The sequence below is a fragment of the Pseudotabrizicola algicola genome, from assembly GCF_010915705.1.
In the GTDB taxonomy this organism is placed as follows: Bacteria; Pseudomonadota; Alphaproteobacteria; order Rhodobacterales; family Rhodobacteraceae; genus Pseudotabrizicola; species Pseudotabrizicola algicola.
Map to the genome: position 1 here is coordinate 615,661 of NZ_JAAIKE010000003.1, position 16,010 is coordinate 631,670.

Here is a 16,010-nt window from a genome sequence, read left to right on the forward strand (position 1 = left end):
GTCTCCTGCGGGGTCCGGGGGTTCGGGATAGCGCCCATTTAGACCAAGCTCCGCCCTCGGGAAAGGGAGGAAAACGACGCATCCCCCGATGCGGGCGAAATTTGCCATCTCAAACCGGCGTTGCGTCAGGGTCAGGCCGGACGGCAGCGCGCAAATATGGCAGGGCCGGTTGCACGGCCCAACCGCCGCGATGACGCTGGCACTGTCTGCAAAGGCTTGAGTTCCCGCCCGCGCCCCGTCAAGACTGTGCGCAAGGGAGAAGCGTCTTGCCCATATCGAACATCGCCTTTCGCGCCAGTTCCGCCCCGATCGCTCAGGCGGCGCTTGCCGATCTGACCGCGCGGCATGGCCAGACCCCGCTTGGCCGCGCACAGGTCGTCGTGGCGCTCGGGGGCGACGGGTTCATGTTGCAGACGCTGCACGATACGCAAAGCGCCGGACTGCCGGTATATGGCATGAATTGCGGCACCGTGGGCTTTCTGATGAACGCCTATGATGCCGAGGGCCTGCCCGAGCGGGTGGCGCAGGCCGAGGAAACTGTCATCAATCCGCTGCACATGCGCGCGACCACCGTCGCGGGCCGTGTGGTCGAGGCGCTGGCCATCAACGAGGTGTCCTTGCTGCGTGCGGGGCCTCAGGCGGCGAAACTGGCGATCCATGTCGATGACAAGCTGCGGCTGGCCGAACTGGTCTGTGACGGCGCGTTGCTCTGCACGCCCGCAGGGTCTACCGCCTACAACTATTCGGCGCATGGTCCGATCCTGCCCATCGGCTCTGATGTGCTGGCGCTGACCGCCGTTGCCGCCTTCCGCCCCCGCCGCTGGCGCGGGGCGCTGCTGCCGAAAACCGCCGTGGTCCGTTTCGGGGTCCTTGATGCCGAAAAGCGTCCGGTGATGGCCGATGCCGATGGCCGCTCGGTGCGCGATGTGGTGTCGGTCGAAATCCGCTCGGTCCCGTCGATCTGCCACCGCATCCTGTTCGATCCCGGTCACGGGCTGGAAGAACGCCTGCTGGTCGAGCAATTCGCCTAAGGCTTGATGCCCCAGCTTTCCAGCTTGCGGTAAAGGGTCGAGGGAGAGAGATCCAGCACCCGCGCTGCCTTGGGCACCGACCCGTCATGGCGGGCCAGCGTGGCCTCGATCACCATGCGCTCGATCTCCGCCATGCTCCGCCCCACCAGCCCCTCCAGCGGGTCCGCGCCGGCCTCCGGCACGGTTCGCGCCGCCGCGGGTTCCAGCGAGGCAGGCAGCATGTCCAGCGTCACCCGCCCGCCCGGATGCAGCACCACGATGTTGCGGATCACGTTCAGCACCTGCCGCACATTCCCCGGCCAGCCCAGCCTGCAGAACAGGTCCAGCACCTCGGGCGCAAAGCCGTCAAACCGTCGCCCTTCCTCCCGCGCGAACCGCTCCAGCGCGGCCTCGGCGATCTCCACCACATCGCGGCCCCGCTCGCGCAGGGGGGGCATGTGGATCGGCACCACGAACAGCCGGTAATACAGGTCCTCGCGGAACTCGCCGCGCCGCACCGCCTCGTAGGGGTCGCGGTTGGTGGCGCAGACGATGCGCACATTCACCTTGCGCGGCCGCACCGCCCCCACCGGTTGCACGGTCGAGGTCTGCAGGAACCTGAGCAGCTTGGTCTGCAACGCCGGTGCCATCTCGCAGATCTCGTCCAGAAACAGCGTGCCGCCATCCGCCGCCGCCGCCGCCCCCGGCTTGTCGGAGATCGCGCCGGTGAAGCTGCCCTTCATATGGCCGAACACCTCCGACTCCAGCAGATCCTGCGGAATCGCCCCGCAGTTCAGCGCGATGAACGGCCCGTTCGCCCGCGGACTGCCCGCATGGATGGCCAGCGCGCACAATTCCTTGCCGGTGCCGCTTTCGCCCGTGATGAACACCGTCGCCATCGACCCCGCGACCGAGCGGATCATCTCCTGCACCCGCCGCATCGCGGGCGATGATCCGATGAACACCTCCGTGGCCGCCTCGGGCTCTGTCGCCACCAGCCGCTTGGCCGGTTTCGGGGCCACCGGCACCGCCCCCGCCGCATTCGCGACCGCGCCCAGAAAGCGCCCCTCGTCAAAGGGCTTCACCAGAAAATCATGCGCGCCCGCCCGCATCGCCTCGACCGCGCGGTTGATGCTCGCATTCGCGGTGATCACGATCACCCGCGTCTCGGGCCGCAGCGCCAGCATCTCGCGCATGACCACAAGCCCGTCACGGTCGGGCAGCATCAGGTCCAGCAGCACCGTCACCGCCCCGCTGTCCTGAAACTCGCGCATCCCCTCGGCCGCGGTCGAGGCCACGCGCACCACATGGCCCGCCGTCTGCAGGACCGAGCGGTAGACCATCTGCAACGACGGCGTATCCTCGATCAGCAAGAGCGGGCTGGCCCCCGGACGCGGCGCCGGCCCCGCCACCGGCGCGGCTCTCGCATCTGGCGCGGCGGCGGGCGTCGCGCCGGGAGGGGACGAGTCGTTCATGCCTTGGCCGCCAGACCGGCGCGCGCGGTCTCGACAAAGCCGATCAGCTGGTCCAGCCCCGCCAGAAGGCCCGGTGCCAGCGCCCGCGCGCGGGCGGCATCCGTCTCATGCGCCGCCATGTTCAGCGCCTGCGCCGCCTGCTCCAGCCGCTGCGCCCCCGCCGATCCGGCCAGCGCCACCAGAACATGCGTCTGTCCGCGGATCTCGGCCCAGTCGAGCGCGGCCAGCCCCCGCGTCAGCCCCGTCGCCACCATGTGCAGATCGGTCGCCATCTGCGCCACCAGTTCGGGCGCGACCTCGGGCCCCGCCATCGCCAGCAGCGCCTCGAACACGCCGCGATCCACCGCGCCCGCCTGCGCGCTTTCCAGCCCTGCCAGCGCCATTTCCGCCTCGGCCAGCGCGGCGCGTGCCGGACCGGTCAGCGGCGTCGCCGCCAGACGCGCCAGCGCCGCACGCAAAACCCGAAGGTGCGGGGTCAAATCCGGTGGCGGGGCGGAAATCGGGTCGGCCATGCGCGCAGTCTATCGCATGGCCCGCGCCTGTCCATCGGCTTTCCCGTGCCGCGCTCAGCCCTTGGCCAGCCCCAGCCCCTGCAGGGCCGCCGTGATCTCGTCCAGAATGGCCGGATCGTCGATCGTCGCGGGCATCTTCCACGGCTTGCTGTCGGCGATGTTCACCATCGTCGCACGCAAGATCTTGCCCGAGCGTGTCTTGGGCAAACGGTCCACCACCACGGCGCGCTTGAAATCGGCCACAGGGCCGATCTTCTCGCGCATCAGCGCCACACATTCGGCCACCACATCGGCATGGGCGCGCGTCACGCCCTTGTTCAGGCACAAAAAGCCCAGGGGCGACTGCCCCTTCAGCGCATCGGCCACCCCGATCACCGCACATTCCGCCACGTCCCGATGGCTGGCCAGAACCTCCTCCATCGCGCCGGTGCTCAGCCGGTGGCCGGCGACGTTGATCACGTCATCGGTGCGCGCCATGATGTAAAGGTAGCCATCGGCATCGACATAGCCCGCATCTCCGGTTTCGTAATAGCCCGGAAAATGGGTGAGGTAGGATTTCACGAACCGCTCTTCGGCGTTCCACAGGGTCGGCAGGGTGCCGGGGGGCAGGGGCAGCTTGATCGCGATGGCCCCCAGGGTGCCGGGCGAAACCTCGTGCCCGCCCTCGTCTAGCACCCGCACATCAAAACCGGGCATCGCCACCGAAGGGCTGCCCACCTTGATCGGCAACAGCCCGAGACCCAGAGGGTTGGCGGCAATCGCATAGCCGGTTTCGGTCTGCCACCAATGGTCGATCACCGGCACCTTCACATGGCGTCCCGCCCAGTCCACCGTGTCGGGGTCTGCGCGCTCTCCGGCCAGAAACAGCGCTTGCAGGCCCGATGTGTCGTAATCTTTCAGCAGCGCGCCCTCGGGATCATCGCGCTTGATCGCGCGCAGGGCGGTCGGCGCGGTGAAAAAGGTCTTGACCTTGTGCTCGGCGATCACCCGCCAGAACGTCCCCGCATCGGGGGTGCCAACTGGTTTGCCCTCGAAGACAATGGTGGTGCAACCCGCGATCAGCGGCGCATAGCAGATGTAGCTGTGCCCGACGACCCAGCCCACATCGGATGCCGCCCAGAACACATCGCCCACGCCGCAATTGTAGATCGCGCGCATCGTCCAGTTCAGCGCCACCAGATGTCCGGCGGTCGGGCGCACGACACCCTTGGGCGCGCCCGTGGTGCCGGAGGTATAGAGGATATAGGCCGGATGGTTGCCCTCGACCGGCACGCATTCGGCAGGCTCCACCCCGTACTGGAAGCTGTGCCACGCCACATCGCGCCCGTCGATCAGCTTGGCAACCTCCTGTTCCCGCTGCAAGATCACGCAGAATTCGGGCTTGTGGCCGGCCATCTCGATGGCCCCGTCCAACAGGGGCTTGTAATGCACCACGCGGCTCGGCTCTACGCCGCAGCTTGCCGCGATGATCGCGCGGGGCTTGCAGTCATCGATGCGCACCGCAAGCTCGGCAGCGGCAAAGCCGCCAAAGACCACCGAGTGGATGGCCCCCAGCCGCGCGCAGGCCAGCATCGCCTCCAGCGCTTCGGGCACCATCGGCATGTAGATGATCACACGGTCGCCCTTGGTCACGCCTTTGGCCTTCAGCGCACCGGCCAGACGCGATACGCGCTCCAGCAATTCGCCATAGGTGATCACATGCTTGGTGCGGGTCACCGGGCTGTCATGGATGATGGCGGGCTGGTCTCCACGTCCGGCCAGAACGTGCCGGTCCACCGCGTTCCAGCAGGTGTTCACGGTGGCGTCGGTGAACCATTCATACAGGGGCGCGCGGTCGTCGTTCAGGGCGCGGCTCGGCTTGCGCACCCAGTCGATGGCCCCGGCTGCGTTCATCCAGAACCCCTCGGGGTCGGCTTTCCACTTTGCATAAATGTCGGAATATCCCATCACCCGCGCCTCCTCCCAACGCTTGTGCGTTTGTTACGGCATCGCTGGCGCTGCGCGCAACGATGTTACCGCCTGACAGGCGCGGGGTGCGACAAAATATTTGCAGAATCTGGTGGCAGGCGGGTGCAAATTTTTGCAAAGCACGCAGAAAAGCGAAATAAAACGCTAAGGCAACGCGCCTTTGCAAATTTGCCCGCGAATCTCTGCCGCACCGCTCCTCGCGCGTGACCGCGCTCCTCGCTGGGCGCCGCGCTGCACAGCGAAGAGGGCAGTAAAGCCCGATGAGCGGCCCGCCAAAGGTTAACAAAACCTGAACGTCGAGAGTTCAAGCCATTGATTTCAACGAACTCCCCATGCTGTAACACAGGGAGCTTCTCTCATCCGTAATGCGCGACCGGGGTCCCCGCGATGGCCGAGACGTTCAAAAGGCCCCGCGCCGTGATCGAAGGGGTCACGATATGGGCCTTGTTGCCCATCCCCATCAGAATCGGCCCCACTTCCAGCCCGCCGGCCTTCATCTTGAGGATGTTCCGGACCCCCGAGGCCGCATCGGCCGAGGCAAAGACCAGCACATTCGCCGCCCCCTCGAAGCGGCTGCCCGGCAGCAGCCTGTCCCGCAAGGACTGGTCCAGCGCCGAGTCCACGTTCATCTCGCCCTCATAGGCAAAGTCCGGCTCTCGCTGGTCCAGAAGTTCCAGCGCCGCCCGCATCCGCTGCGCCTTCTCGTTCTCCATGTTCCCGAACTGGCTCTGGGTGCAAAGAGCCACCTTGGGCGTCAGCCCGAAGCGCCGCACATGCCGCGCCGCGCCCAGCACCGTCTGCATGATCTGCTGCGGTGTGGGCTCTGCATGGACATGGGTGTCCGCAATGAACAGCGGCCCGTCCTCGAGGATCATCATCGAGAGCGCGCCCACAGGCTGCAACCCGCCCCGCGCCAGCACCTGCCGCACATAGCCCAGATGCCACAGATACTGCCCGAAGGTCCCGCAGATCATGCTGTCCGCCTCGCCACGATGCACCATCACGGCGGCAATCGCGGTGGTATTGGTCCGCATGATCGCGCGGGCAATGTCAGGGCTGACCCCGCGCCGCGCCATCAGTTCGGCATAGGTGCCCCAGTAGTCGCGGTAGCGCGGGTCGTTTTCCGGGTTCACCAGATGGAAGTCCTTGCCCGGACGGATCGGCAGCCCCGCGCGTTCGCAGCGCGCCTCGACCACATCGGGGCGGCCGATCAGGATCGGAAGATCGGTGGTCTCTTCCAGCATCGCATTGGCGGTGCGCAGAACCCGCTCATCCTCGCCCTCGGCGAAAACGATGGTCCGTTCCGCCTGCCGCGCGGCCTCGAAGACGGGGCGCATCAGCATGGCGGACTTGAAGACCGAGCCGTCCAGCTTGGTCTTGTAGGCCTCGATGTCATCAAGCGGGCGGGTGGCCACCCCTGTTTCCATCGCAGCGCGGGCGACCGCACTTGCGACCACCCCCATGAGGCGGGGATCGAAAGGCTTGGGGATCAGATAGTCGCAGCCGAAGGACAGCTTCTCGCCACTATAGGCCGCCGCCGCCTCGGCACTGGTGGTCGCGCGGGCAAGGGCGGCGATGCCTTCGATGCAGGCAATCTTCATCTCGTCGTTGATGGTGGTCGCGCCGACATCGAGCGCGCCCCGGAAGATGAAGGGGAAGCACAGCACATTGTTGACCTGATTGGGGAAATCAGACCGACCCGTTGCGATGATCGCGCCGGGAGCGACTTCCCGTGCCAGATCGGGCTGGATTTCCGGATTCGGGTTGGCAAGCGCAAATATGATCGGGTTCGGGGCCATGCGGGCCACCATGTCTTGCGTCAGCACGCCTGGCCCGGACAGGCCGAGGAACAGGTCTGCACCGGCAATCACGTCGCCCAGCGTGGCGGGCGTCGTGCCTTGGGCAAAGGCCTCTTTCTGGGGGGTCATCTGGGCGGTGCGGCCTTTGTAGACCAGCCCCTCCAGATCGCACAGCCAGATATTCTCGCGCCGCACCCCGAGTTTGACGAGCATCTCGAGGCAGGCGATTCCCGCCGCCCCACCGCCGGTGGAGACGATCTTGATCTGGTCGAAGCGCTTGCCGGCGATGATCATCGCATTGGTGGCGGCAGCGCCGACCACGATGGCTGTGCCGTGCTGGTCGTCGTGAAAGACGGGGATGTTCATGCGCTCGCGGCAAAGTCGTTCAACGATGAAACAATCTGGCGCCTTGATGTCTTCAAGGTTGATCGCGCCAAAGGTCGGCTCCAGCGCGCAGACAATATCGGCCAGTTTCTCGGGGTCGGCCTCATTCAGTTCGATGTCGAAACAGTCGATGTTGGCAAACTTTTTGAAGAGCACAGCCTTGCCCTCCATCACCGGCTTGGATGCCAAAGCGCCAATATTTCCAAGGCCGAGAACTGCTGTGCCGTTCGAGACCACCGCAACAAGGTTGCCGCGCGACGTGTAGCGCGATGCCGTTGACGGGTCGGCCTTGATTTCAAGACAGGCCTCGGCGACACCCGGGGAATAGGCGCGGCTCAGGTCGCGTCCGTTGGCAAGCGGCTTGGTTGCGCGGATTTCCAGCTTTCCCGGTTTGGGGAATTCGTGATAATCCAGCGCCGCCTGACGGGTATTGTCCTGACGCACTTCTTCCATTTCTGCCTCCCGCGAAATTTGGTTTAGCCTTAAACCATTTCTTGTCATCCGCCAACCGGGTGATAGCGCCATCAGCGCCGCAGCGGCTTGCAAATTTTGCATCCCCGGATCAGCATGTCCGCAAATTCAGGGGAAATCCATGACAGAGACGCGTGCCGAGATCCGGCTTCCCACGCAGGAGTTGCGCAATGACCTGCCGTTCTACACCAAGACGCTGGGGATGCGGCTGGATATGATATACCCTGCCGATGATCCCGAGGTGGCGGTCCTTTCCGGGCATGGCTTGCGCTTGCGCATCCAGAAGGGGGCGACCGAGGCCCCCGGCACGCTGCGGATACTGACCGAAAACCCTGATGCTTTTGCCGGCGGGCAGCGCTGCCTGACCGCGCCCAACGGCACAAGGGTGGAGATTGACGAGTTGAACCCGCCGCTGGTCTTGCCCAAGACCGAGCACGCCTTTGTGGTGCGCCGTCTGGCGGATCAGGCGCCCTGGGTGATCGGGCGGGCAGGCATGCACTACCGTGATCTGGTGCCGAGCCGTTTGGGCGGTGCGATGATTGCCAGCCATATCCGAATTCCCGATGGCGGCCCCGTGCCTGACATGGTGCATTTTCACAAGGTCGGCTTTCAGCTGATCTTTTGCATCAAGGGTTGGGTGGACGTCGTTTATGAAGATCAGGGCGGGCCAATCCGGTTGCAGGCGGGCGATTGCTTTATCCAGCCGCCGGAGATCCGCCACCGCGTGCTGGAGGCAAGTGACGGCATCGAGGTGATCGAGATCGGTGTGCCTGCCGAGCATGTGACCGAGATAGATCATCAGATGACTCTGCCGACGCCGCATCTGCGCCCCGATCGTGAATGGCAAGGCCAGCGATTTGTGTTCAACCAAGCCAGCATGGGGGCCTTTGCGCCGTTTCGCCTGCCGGGCTTTGTGGCGCGCGACACCACGATCAACGACAACACCAAGGGGGTGGCAAGCGTCAAGGTGTTGCGGCCCGATGGCACCGCAGCCCCTTGGGCGCGACATGCGGGCGACATTCTGTTCACCTTCGTGATGGCAGGTGAAATGACGTTGGAGGGCGAAGGCAAAGATCCGTTCCGCCTGTCGCCCGGCGATGCCTTTGTGATCCCGCCGGGGATGGCCACACGCTACGCCAATCCGAGTGCCGATCTGGAACTGCTGGAAGTGTCGCTGCCGGGCAATCCTGCCACCACCTTCTTGTGACACTTGCGCTTTGGGCGGCGTGCGCTCACAATTCCCGACCAATTGGTCAAGAACCGAGGTTGAAATGTCCCTTTTGCAAGCTGCCACCGATGTTCGGCTGCGCGCCTATGCGCCTTATTCGCGGTTCCTGGTGGGGGCGGCCCTGCGCAGCACCACGGGGGCGGTGTATGTGGGCTGCAATGTGGAGAATGTGGCCTATCCTGAAGGCACCTGCGCCGAGGCGGGGGCGATTGCCGCGATGGTCGCCGGTGGCGATACACGGATTGCAGAGCTTTTCGTGATTGCGGATAGCCCCGATCCGGTTCCCCCTTGCGGGGGCTGCCGCCAGAAGATCGCAGAGTTTGCCGATGCGGGTGTCAAGGTTACCCTCTGCACCACCGATGGCGCGCAACGCACCCTGACGGTCGGAGAGTTGCTGCCGGGCGTGTTCACCGCCGCGCATATGGACCGCGCCTGATGGATGCGCGCAGCATCATCGCGCAAGTGCGTGATGGCGAGACCCCATCTGCTGAAGCATTGTCTTGGTTTGCTGCCGGACTGGCCTCGGGCGGGGTGACGGATGCGCAGGGCGGGGCCTTTGCCATGGCGGTGCTGCTGCGGGGCCTGTCGGATGAGGGGCGCGTGGCGCTGACCCGTGCGATGCGCGATTCTGGCAGGGTGATGGCGTGGGACTTGCCCGGCCCCGTTCTGGACAAGCACTCGACGGGCGGGATCGGCGATTGCGTGTCCTTGCTGCTGGCTCCGGCCTTGGCGGTCTGCGGGGCCTATGTCCCGATGATATCGGGGCGGGGGCTGGGCCATACGGGTGGCACGCTGGACAAGCTGGAAGCGATCCCGGGGTTCCGCACCGGGCTGAGCGAGGACCAGTTCCGCGCCCAGATGGAGCGTGTGAAATGCGCGATCGTGGCGGCCAGTGCCGATCTTGCGCCCGCAGACAAGCGGCTTTACGCGATCCGTGATATCAGCGGCACAGTGGAAAGCATCGACCTTATCACCGCTTCGATCCTTTCGAAGAAGCTGGCGGCGGGTCTGGAAGGGCTGGTGCTCGATGTCAAATGCGGCTCGGGCGCCTTCATGAAAACGCCAGAGAGGGCCGAGGCGCTTGCCCGCGCCTTGGTCAGCACGGCGCAAGGCGCGGGCTGTATGACGACCGCACTGATCACCGACATGTCACAGCCGCTTGCAACGGCGGCGGGCAATGCGCTTGAAGTGATCGAGGTGATGGAGACGCTGACAGGCACTTCGGTGAATGCCGCGCTTTGGGACCTGACATGCGCCTTGGGGGGCGAGGCGCTTGCGCTTGGCGGTTTGGTGGCCGACGCCGATGACGGGGCAGGACGCATCGCGCAGGCCCTCGAAAGCGGCGCCGCTGCCGAAGTGTTCGGCCGGATGGTGGCTGCGCAGGGCGGGCCGACCGATTTTGTCGAACGCTGGCCCGACCGTCTGCCTGCCGCCCCTGTGGTGCGCGAGGTGCCTGCGCTGGACGACGGGTTCATCGCGCGCATCGACGGCCAGGCGTTGGGTCACGCCGTGGTGCATCTGGGGGGCGGACGACTGCGCGAGGGGGACAAGATTCATCCCGCAGTCGGTCTGTCCGACATGATCGGTCTGGGCGAAGAGATCGGGGCGGGGGTGCCCTTGGCGATGGTGCATGCTGCAAGCGAGGAGGCCGCCGAGGCCGCCGTCCGGGCGGTCCAGGCCGCGTATGTCGTCGGAACATCGGTGCTCGATGAAGGTCCGCTTGTGCTGAAAAGGATTTCCTGATGGCGCGCGCGTTTCTTGTTGTGCTCGATTCTGTCGGCTGCGGGGGTGCGCCCGATGCCGATGCTTTTGACGATGCGGGGGCCAACACCCTTGCCCATATCGCCCAGGCCTGCGCGGAAGGGCGGGCCGAGCAAGGGCGGAGCGGCCCGCTGCGCCTTCCCCATCTGGACGGTCTGGGGCTGGGGGCGGCGATCCGGCTCGCCTCTGGCGCGCAGACGCCGGGGCTGACAGCCGAGCCTGCGGGCCTGTGGGGCGCGGCGAGCGAGGTCTCGCGCGGCAAGGACACGCCGTCTGGCCATTGGGAACTTGCGGGGGTGCCGGTGCCTTGGGACTGGACCTACTTTCCCAAGACGGACCCCGCCTTTCCACCCGATCTGGTGGCGCAGGTCTGCCGTCTGGCAGGAACCGAGGGTATTTTGGGCAATTGCCACGCCTCGGGCGTTCCGATCATCGCGGCCCATTGCGAGGCGCATCTGCAGACGGGCTGGCCGATCTGCTACACTTCGGCTGACTCCGTGTTCCAGATCGCCGCCCATGAGGAAGCCTTCGGCCTCGAAAGACTCCTCAAGCTATGTGAAGACCTTGCCCCGGTCCTGCATGCAATGAAGGTGGGGCGGGTCATCGCTCGGCCTTTTACGGGGGAATGCGGGAATTTCCGGCGCACCGCCAATCGGCGCGATTATGCCATTGCCCCGCCTGCGCCGACCCTGCTTGACTGGGTGAGCGGACAGGGCGGCATGACCCATGCGGTCGGCAAGATCGGTGACATCTTTTCGATGCGGGGCATCGGCAAGTTGCACAAGGGCAGATCCGATGCTGACCTATTCGAACATCTTGTGCGGCTAGGAGCAGAGGCAGAGCCCGGTTCCTTGACCTTTGCCAATTTTGTCGAGTTTGACAGCCTCTATGGACACCCGCGCGACGTGTCTGGCTATGCGCGCGCGCTGGAAGCCTTCGATGCCGCGCTGCCGCGTTTTCTGGCGACTTTGGGGCCGGGAGATCTGGCGATCTTTACGGCGGACCACGGCAATGACCCGACCTTTCGAGGCACGGAACACACGCGTGAGCGTGTGCCGGTGATTGGCGCAGGGCTGGGACTGCGCCCCATCGGATTGCGGGCTTTTGCCGATGTGGGGGCAAGCGTGGCCGAACATCTGGGCCTGCGCGCACCGTTGCCGGGACAGAGTTTTCTGTGATCCGTCGCCCCGCTACAGTGTTGAACAGTTGAACGAGAGGCCAGAACCATGATGCCGAAGATCGAATTGCACCTCCATCTGGAGGGAGCCGCGCCGCCTGCCTTTATCCGGGGCTTGGCGAAGGAAAAGCACATGGACATCGACGGCATTTTCGATGCGCGGGGCCATTATCGCTACAAGGACTTCTGGGATTTTCTCAAGGTGTATGAAGCGGCGACCAGCACGCTCAAGTCGCCGGAGGATTATGCCCGCCTGACACGGGCCGTGCTCGAGGAAAGCGCGGCGAGCGGTGTTGTATATTCCGAGACCTTTCTCAGCCCCGATTTTTGCGGCAACCGGGACATTGGCGCGTGGCGCGAATACCTGCAGGCGATCAGGGAGGCGGCGGATCAGGCCGAGCGGGAGATGGGCATCGTCCTGCGGGGGATTGTCACCTCTATCCGGCATTTCGGCCCTGAAAAGGCACGGGAAACCGCACTCTGCGCTGCGGACACGGCGGGGGACTGGATTGTGGGATTTGGTCTGGCGGGCGATGAGGCTGTGCTGGCGCCCAAGGATTTTGCATGGTCCTTCGACTGCGCGCGCGAGGCAGGGCTGCGGTTGACCGCCCATGCCGGAGAATGGGGCGGCCCGCAATCGGTGCGCGATGCGGTGAATGATCTTGGGGTCGAGCGGATCGGGCACGGGGTGCGCGCCATCGAGGATCTGGCGCTGGTGGACGAATTGGCAGAGCGCGGCATCGTTCTGGAGGTTTGCCCCGGGTCCAACGTCGCCCTGGGCCTCTATCCCGACTGGCGCAGCCATCCGATCGGGCAGCTTTACGACCGCGGTGTGAAGGTGACCGTCAGCACCGACGACCCGCCGTTTTTCCACACCACGATGGCGCGCGAGTTCGAAGAACTGCACCGGACCTTCGATTGGGATGACGGGGTTTTTTCAGCGCTCAACCGCACTGCGCTTGACGCGGCTTTCTGTGATGCCGATACACGCGCACGTATCGCCAAAGCGCTGGAGGCCTGACCATGCTGGACCATCTGACCGTCGTCACCCATCCGCTGGTTCAGCACAAGTTGACCCTGATGCGCGAGAAAGACACCTCTACCGCGTCGTTCCGCCAGCTTTTGCGGGAAATCTCGCTGCTTTTGGCCTATGAGGTCACGCGCGAGTTGCCGATGACAACCCAGCGGATCGAAACGCCGTTGGAGCCTATGGACGCTCCGGTGATCGAGGGCAAGAAACTGGCGCTGATCTCGATCTTGCGGGCGGGCAATGGTCTGCTGGACGGCATTCTGGAATTGATCCCTGCGGCACGCGTCGGGTTTGTCGGGCTTTACCGCGACCCCGAGACGCTTCAGCCGGTGGAATATTACTTCAAGGTGCCGACGCAATTGGAGGACCGGATCTGCATCGTGGTCGATCCGATGCTGGCGACAGGCAATTCTTCGGTGGCGGCGGTGCAGATGCTCAAGGACAAGGGGGCAAAGAACTTGCGCTTCCTGTGCCTGCTTGCAGCCCCCGAAGGCATCAAGCGGATGAAGGAAGCGCACCCCGACGTGCCGATCGTGACAGCTTCGGTTGATAGCCACTTGAATGATCACGGTTATATCGTGCCCGGCCTAGGGGATGCGGGTGACCGGATGTTTGGCACAAAATAACGGGTTAATCCCTTTACTCAGAAACAATATTATTCCAGTATCCCCAATACGCTACTTGGGGGTAGTCATGGTGTTGAAGTTGGTTTCGGCCGCCGTTCTGGCGGTCGTGGCCGGGTTGGGTGTTGCGAACGCCCAGTCGGCCAATGATTTCGGTGGTCCGCGTGAATTGCCGCCGGCTTCCTTTACGGGGCAGCAATATGTGGACAGCCGGGGCTGCGTGTTTTTGCGTGCCGGTCTGGGGGGGCGGACGAACTGGGTTCCGCGCGTGACCGCCAGCCGTGCGCCGCTGTGTGGTTATCCGCCGACCTTCGGCAACAATCAGGTGGTCATCGTTGAACCGCCCCGGGCCGCACCCGCTCCGGCCGCGCCCGAGCCGGTTCCGGCGGGGCGTCGCCCGATGGATACCGTGGCCAGCATCACCACTCCTCCGCGCATTCGTGCGACGCAGCCGCCGCGCACTGTCGCGCCTTCCAGCTATGTTCCGCCTGCCGTTGTCATGGCCCCCGCTGTGCGCGCCCCCGTTCCGGTGGCGCCCGGCGCTCCTCCGCAGCCTGCGGCCTCTGCCGCCAAGCCGGTTGCGCCGCCGCCGCAAACTGCCGAGCGTGTCGGGACGACCGCGGGCGGCGGGAAGATCGGCTGTTACAAGAATGCGCCGGTGGCCGAACGGTTCCGGCTGCAGAACGGCGGGTCCATTGTGCTGTGCACGCGCGGTGACGGGGACCTGACCCATGCCCGCGCGCCGCGCCTGCTGGAAGGCGCGGCAGCGGTCGCGCCCTCTGGTTATGTGGTGGGGCCTGATCCGGCGGCAGGTGTTGGCATGCGCGAGCAGGGTCGCGTCGCTCTGTCTTCGCAAGACCGCCCCGCGGTGCCAAAGGGTTTCAAGCCGGCGTTTGACGATGATCGACTGAACCCAGACCGCGCGAAAGGCACCCGTGAGGGTTGGGCGCAGCAAGACCAGATCTGGACACGCGAGGTTCCTGCGCGGCTGATTGCGGATGTCGAGAAGGAAAAGGGCAAGCGCGTGGTGGTGCGCAAGGTCTATACCTCGTCGAAATCGGAGGCTGCAGCGCCGCAGCGGGCGGCTTCAGGGGCCTATGTGCAGGTTGGCACGTTCGGGCAGGCATCGAACGCCGATGGCGCGTCGAGCAGGCTTGCGCGGCTTGGCCTGCCGGTCGCGCGGGCGAAAACGACAAAGAACGGCAAAGCCTTGCAGATTGTGATGGCGGGACCGTTCGGCTCTTCGGGCGAGGCGCAGGCAGCACTGTCTGCGGCGCGGCGCGCCGGATTTGCGGATGCTTTCATCCGCTGAGGTTACTGCCGATGACAAACAAAACCCCCGGTCCCATGGTCCGGGGGTTTTTTAATTGGTGCTGCAGATGTCCTGAAGGCTCACCCAGTCGCCATCTGGCATCAGGGGCTCCGGAACCAGTCCGGCCAAGGGGTCGGCCTCGATCAAGGCGATGGTGGACTCGCCACTCGGATCGACCGCATAGGCATAAGGCGTGCTGGAAAGGCCCGCCGCCTTGAAGCGGGCCAAAGCGGCAGCATCCGGCACAGCGGGGCCCCGATCTTGCAGCAAGACCTCGCCATAGCCCGCAACGGCGGAGTCGGGCAGCACGCCAGATGTCAGCAGGCGGAAGGTCGCTGTCAGGCCCGCATGTTCCAGAACGGGCAAGATCGGATCGCGGGCCTCTGCGCGCAGACGTTCCACCAAGGCAAACCCTGCAAGCACCTCAGGGCCGGCCTCGTCTTCGACGATGCGGCGACCGATCAGTATCGTGCCACCCGGAAGGTGGCGGGCGCTGGTGACGCCTTCACGCAGCACAAGGATCTGCGCCCGATGCGGGCCGAACAGCTTGTCCCCGAGCGCGGTGAGGGCGTAGCTGCCCAAGGGGCTGGCGCAGGGCGATCCTGTCAGGCGCTGCACATCGGCCAAGGCCGCTTGACCGATTGCGGCGCGGGTGGCAGCAGGCAATACCGAGGCGGTGTGCTTGATCAGGGCATCCGGCAACCAAAAGGTTGCGAGGGCCAGAACGAAGACCGTGCCGCCGCCAAGCAACGCGCCGCGCAACCGGCCGGGTTTCGGCCGCTGTCCGGCCAAAGCGCTGCGCACGGTTTCCAGTGCGGCGATCATGTCGCGGTCATCCAGTTCCAGCGTTTCAATCGCATCTTCGCCGGGCGCGAACAGGGCTGGAGCTTCTCCCGGATTCAGCCGCTCGATTGCGGGCAGCGACCAGTGGCTGAGCGCGGATTCGCTTTTCGGATCAGAGAGAACGAGCGTCGCCTCCCCAAAGGCGACGATCACCTCACGGCGCTGCGAGTTTGGCGTATCGCGCCAAAGTCCCCGGCTTTCCAGCCGGGCGTATTGTTTCAAAGCCGTTATGGCGCGCGGTGCCTTGCCTGTCATGAGGTGACACTAGACCAAGGCTGATCGGGCCACAATCACCCGCCTCGGCCTCTGACGGCCTGTCAAGCCAATTCGACAGGCTTTGGGCGGATTCGGGCGCGCTGCTCCGGTCCGAACAGACCCGAGGTGTCGCTTTCCGACGCGCAGGCCTGCAGCCGGCAG

The 16,010-nt window shown here is 65.2% G+C and carries 13 protein-coding genes; 8 read left to right on the forward strand and 5 right to left on the reverse strand.

Features of this window, described 5'->3' with window-relative positions; all coding sequences use genetic code 11:
• Positions 1-266: 266 nt before the first annotated feature.
• Complete coding sequence (locus G3572_RS12650; protein WP_164612343.1) at positions 267-1,031, forward strand: NAD kinase; 765 nt, start codon at positions 267-269, stop codon at positions 1,029-1,031.
• Here G3572_RS12650 and G3572_RS12655 read toward each other — a convergent pair.
• The 4 genes from G3572_RS12655 to G3572_RS12670 form a co-directional block, all read right to left on the reverse strand.
• Positions 1,028-2,485: a sigma-54-dependent transcriptional regulator gene (locus tag G3572_RS12655; protein WP_164612345.1), complete on the reverse strand. Its 1,458-nt coding sequence runs from the start codon at positions 2,483-2,485 to the stop codon at positions 1,028-1,030. The genes G3572_RS12650 and G3572_RS12655 overlap by 4 nt on opposite strands.
• Positions 2,482-2,997 carry a hypothetical protein gene (locus G3572_RS22300; RefSeq protein WP_164612347.1) on the reverse strand — a complete coding sequence of 172 codons (516 nt, stop codon included), beginning with the start codon at positions 2,995-2,997 and terminating at the stop codon, positions 2,482-2,484. The genes G3572_RS12655 and G3572_RS22300 overlap by 4 nt, the downstream gene beginning before the upstream one ends.
• A gap of 54 nt (positions 2,998-3,051) precedes the next feature.
• A complete protein-coding gene (locus tag G3572_RS12665; RefSeq protein ID WP_164612349.1) occupies positions 3,052-4,944 on the reverse strand; it encodes a propionyl-CoA synthetase in 1,893 nt (630 codons plus the stop codon).
• A gap of 377 nt (positions 4,945-5,321) precedes the next feature.
• On the reverse strand, positions 5,322-7,601 hold the full coding sequence (locus G3572_RS12670) for an NADP-dependent malic enzyme (RefSeq protein ID WP_164612351.1): 2,280 nt from the start codon (positions 7,599-7,601) through the stop codon (positions 5,322-5,324).
• A 139-nt stretch (positions 7,602-7,740) separates the two neighbouring features.
• Here G3572_RS12670 and G3572_RS12675 point away from each other — a divergent pair, with 139 nt between their 5' ends.
• The 7 genes from G3572_RS12675 to G3572_RS12705 all read left to right on the forward strand — a co-directional run bounded on the left by G3572_RS12675 (position 7,741) and on the right by G3572_RS12705 (position 14,750).
• On the forward strand, positions 7,741-8,826 hold the full coding sequence (locus G3572_RS12675; RefSeq protein ID WP_164612353.1) for a cupin domain-containing protein: 1,086 nt from the start codon (positions 7,741-7,743) through the stop codon (positions 8,824-8,826).
• Between the two features lie 64 nt (positions 8,827-8,890).
• Positions 8,891-9,283, forward strand: coding sequence for a cytidine deaminase (locus tag G3572_RS12680; RefSeq protein ID WP_164612355.1), 393 nt, complete (start codon positions 8,891-8,893; stop codon positions 9,281-9,283).
• Positions 9,283-10,590, forward strand: a complete 1,308-nt coding sequence (locus G3572_RS12685) for a thymidine phosphorylase (RefSeq protein ID WP_164612357.1) — start codon at positions 9,283-9,285, stop codon at positions 10,588-10,590. The genes G3572_RS12680 and G3572_RS12685 overlap by 1 nt, the downstream gene beginning before the upstream one ends.
• The gene (locus G3572_RS12690; protein WP_164612359.1) at positions 10,590-11,786 is read left to right on the forward strand and encodes a phosphopentomutase; all 1,197 of its coding nucleotides are present in this window, start codon (positions 10,590-10,592) and stop codon (positions 11,784-11,786) included. Before G3572_RS12685 ends, G3572_RS12690 begins: the two co-directional genes overlap by 1 nt.
• Positions 11,787-11,834: 48 nt before the next feature.
• Positions 11,835-12,806 (forward strand): adenosine deaminase, encoded by a 972-nt coding sequence (locus G3572_RS12695; RefSeq protein ID WP_164612361.1) that lies wholly within the window; start codon positions 11,835-11,837, stop codon positions 12,804-12,806.
• 2 nt (positions 12,807-12,808) lie between these two features.
• On the forward strand, positions 12,809-13,441 hold the full coding sequence (gene upp / locus G3572_RS12700) for a uracil phosphoribosyltransferase (RefSeq protein ID WP_164612363.1): 633 nt from the start codon (positions 12,809-12,811) through the stop codon (positions 13,439-13,441).
• Positions 13,442-13,508: 67 nt separating this feature from the next.
• Positions 13,509-14,750, forward strand: a complete 1,242-nt coding sequence (locus G3572_RS12705; protein WP_164612365.1) for an SPOR domain-containing protein — start codon at positions 13,509-13,511, stop codon at positions 14,748-14,750.
• 51 nt (positions 14,751-14,801) lie between these two features.
• Here the strand turns inward: G3572_RS12705 and G3572_RS12710 are convergent, their stop codons facing one another.
• Positions 14,802-15,848, reverse strand: coding sequence for a hypothetical protein (locus G3572_RS12710; protein WP_205518698.1), 1,047 nt, complete (start codon positions 15,846-15,848; stop codon positions 14,802-14,804).
• Positions 15,849-16,010 lie beyond the last annotated feature (162 nt).

Excerpts from the sequence above, each read along its gene's own strand:
- G3572_RS12655 (WP_164612345.1), bottom strand. The coding sequence starts at position 2,485 with ATGAACGACTCGTCCCCTCCCGGCGCGACGCCCGCCGCCGCGCCAGAT.
- G3572_RS22300 (WP_164612347.1), bottom strand. The coding sequence starts at position 2,997 with ATGGCCGACCCGATTTCCGCCCCGCCACCGGATTTGACCCCGCACCTT.
- G3572_RS12665 (WP_164612349.1), bottom strand. The coding sequence starts at position 4,944 with ATGGGATATTCCGACATTTATGCAAAGTGGAAAGCCGACCCCGAGGGG.
- G3572_RS12670 (WP_164612351.1), bottom strand. The coding sequence starts at position 7,601 with ATGGAAGAAGTGCGTCAGGACAATACCCGTCAGGCGGCGCTGGATTAT.
- G3572_RS12675 (WP_164612353.1), top strand. The coding sequence starts at position 7,741 with ATGACAGAGACGCGTGCCGAGATCCGGCTTCCCACGCAGGAGTTGCGC.
- G3572_RS12680 (WP_164612355.1), top strand. The coding sequence starts at position 8,891 with ATGTCCCTTTTGCAAGCTGCCACCGATGTTCGGCTGCGCGCCTATGCG.
- G3572_RS12685 (WP_164612357.1), top strand. The coding sequence starts at position 9,283 with ATGGATGCGCGCAGCATCATCGCGCAAGTGCGTGATGGCGAGACCCCA.
- G3572_RS12690 (WP_164612359.1), top strand. The coding sequence starts at position 10,590 with ATGGCGCGCGCGTTTCTTGTTGTGCTCGATTCTGTCGGCTGCGGGGGT.
- G3572_RS12695 (WP_164612361.1), top strand. The coding sequence starts at position 11,835 with ATGATGCCGAAGATCGAATTGCACCTCCATCTGGAGGGAGCCGCGCCG.
- upp (WP_164612363.1), top strand. The coding sequence starts at position 12,809 with ATGCTGGACCATCTGACCGTCGTCACCCATCCGCTGGTTCAGCACAAG.
- G3572_RS12705 (WP_164612365.1), top strand. The coding sequence starts at position 13,509 with ATGGTGTTGAAGTTGGTTTCGGCCGCCGTTCTGGCGGTCGTGGCCGGG.
- G3572_RS12710 (WP_205518698.1), bottom strand. The coding sequence starts at position 15,848 with ATGACAGGCAAGGCACCGCGCGCCATAACGGCTTTGAAACAATACGCC.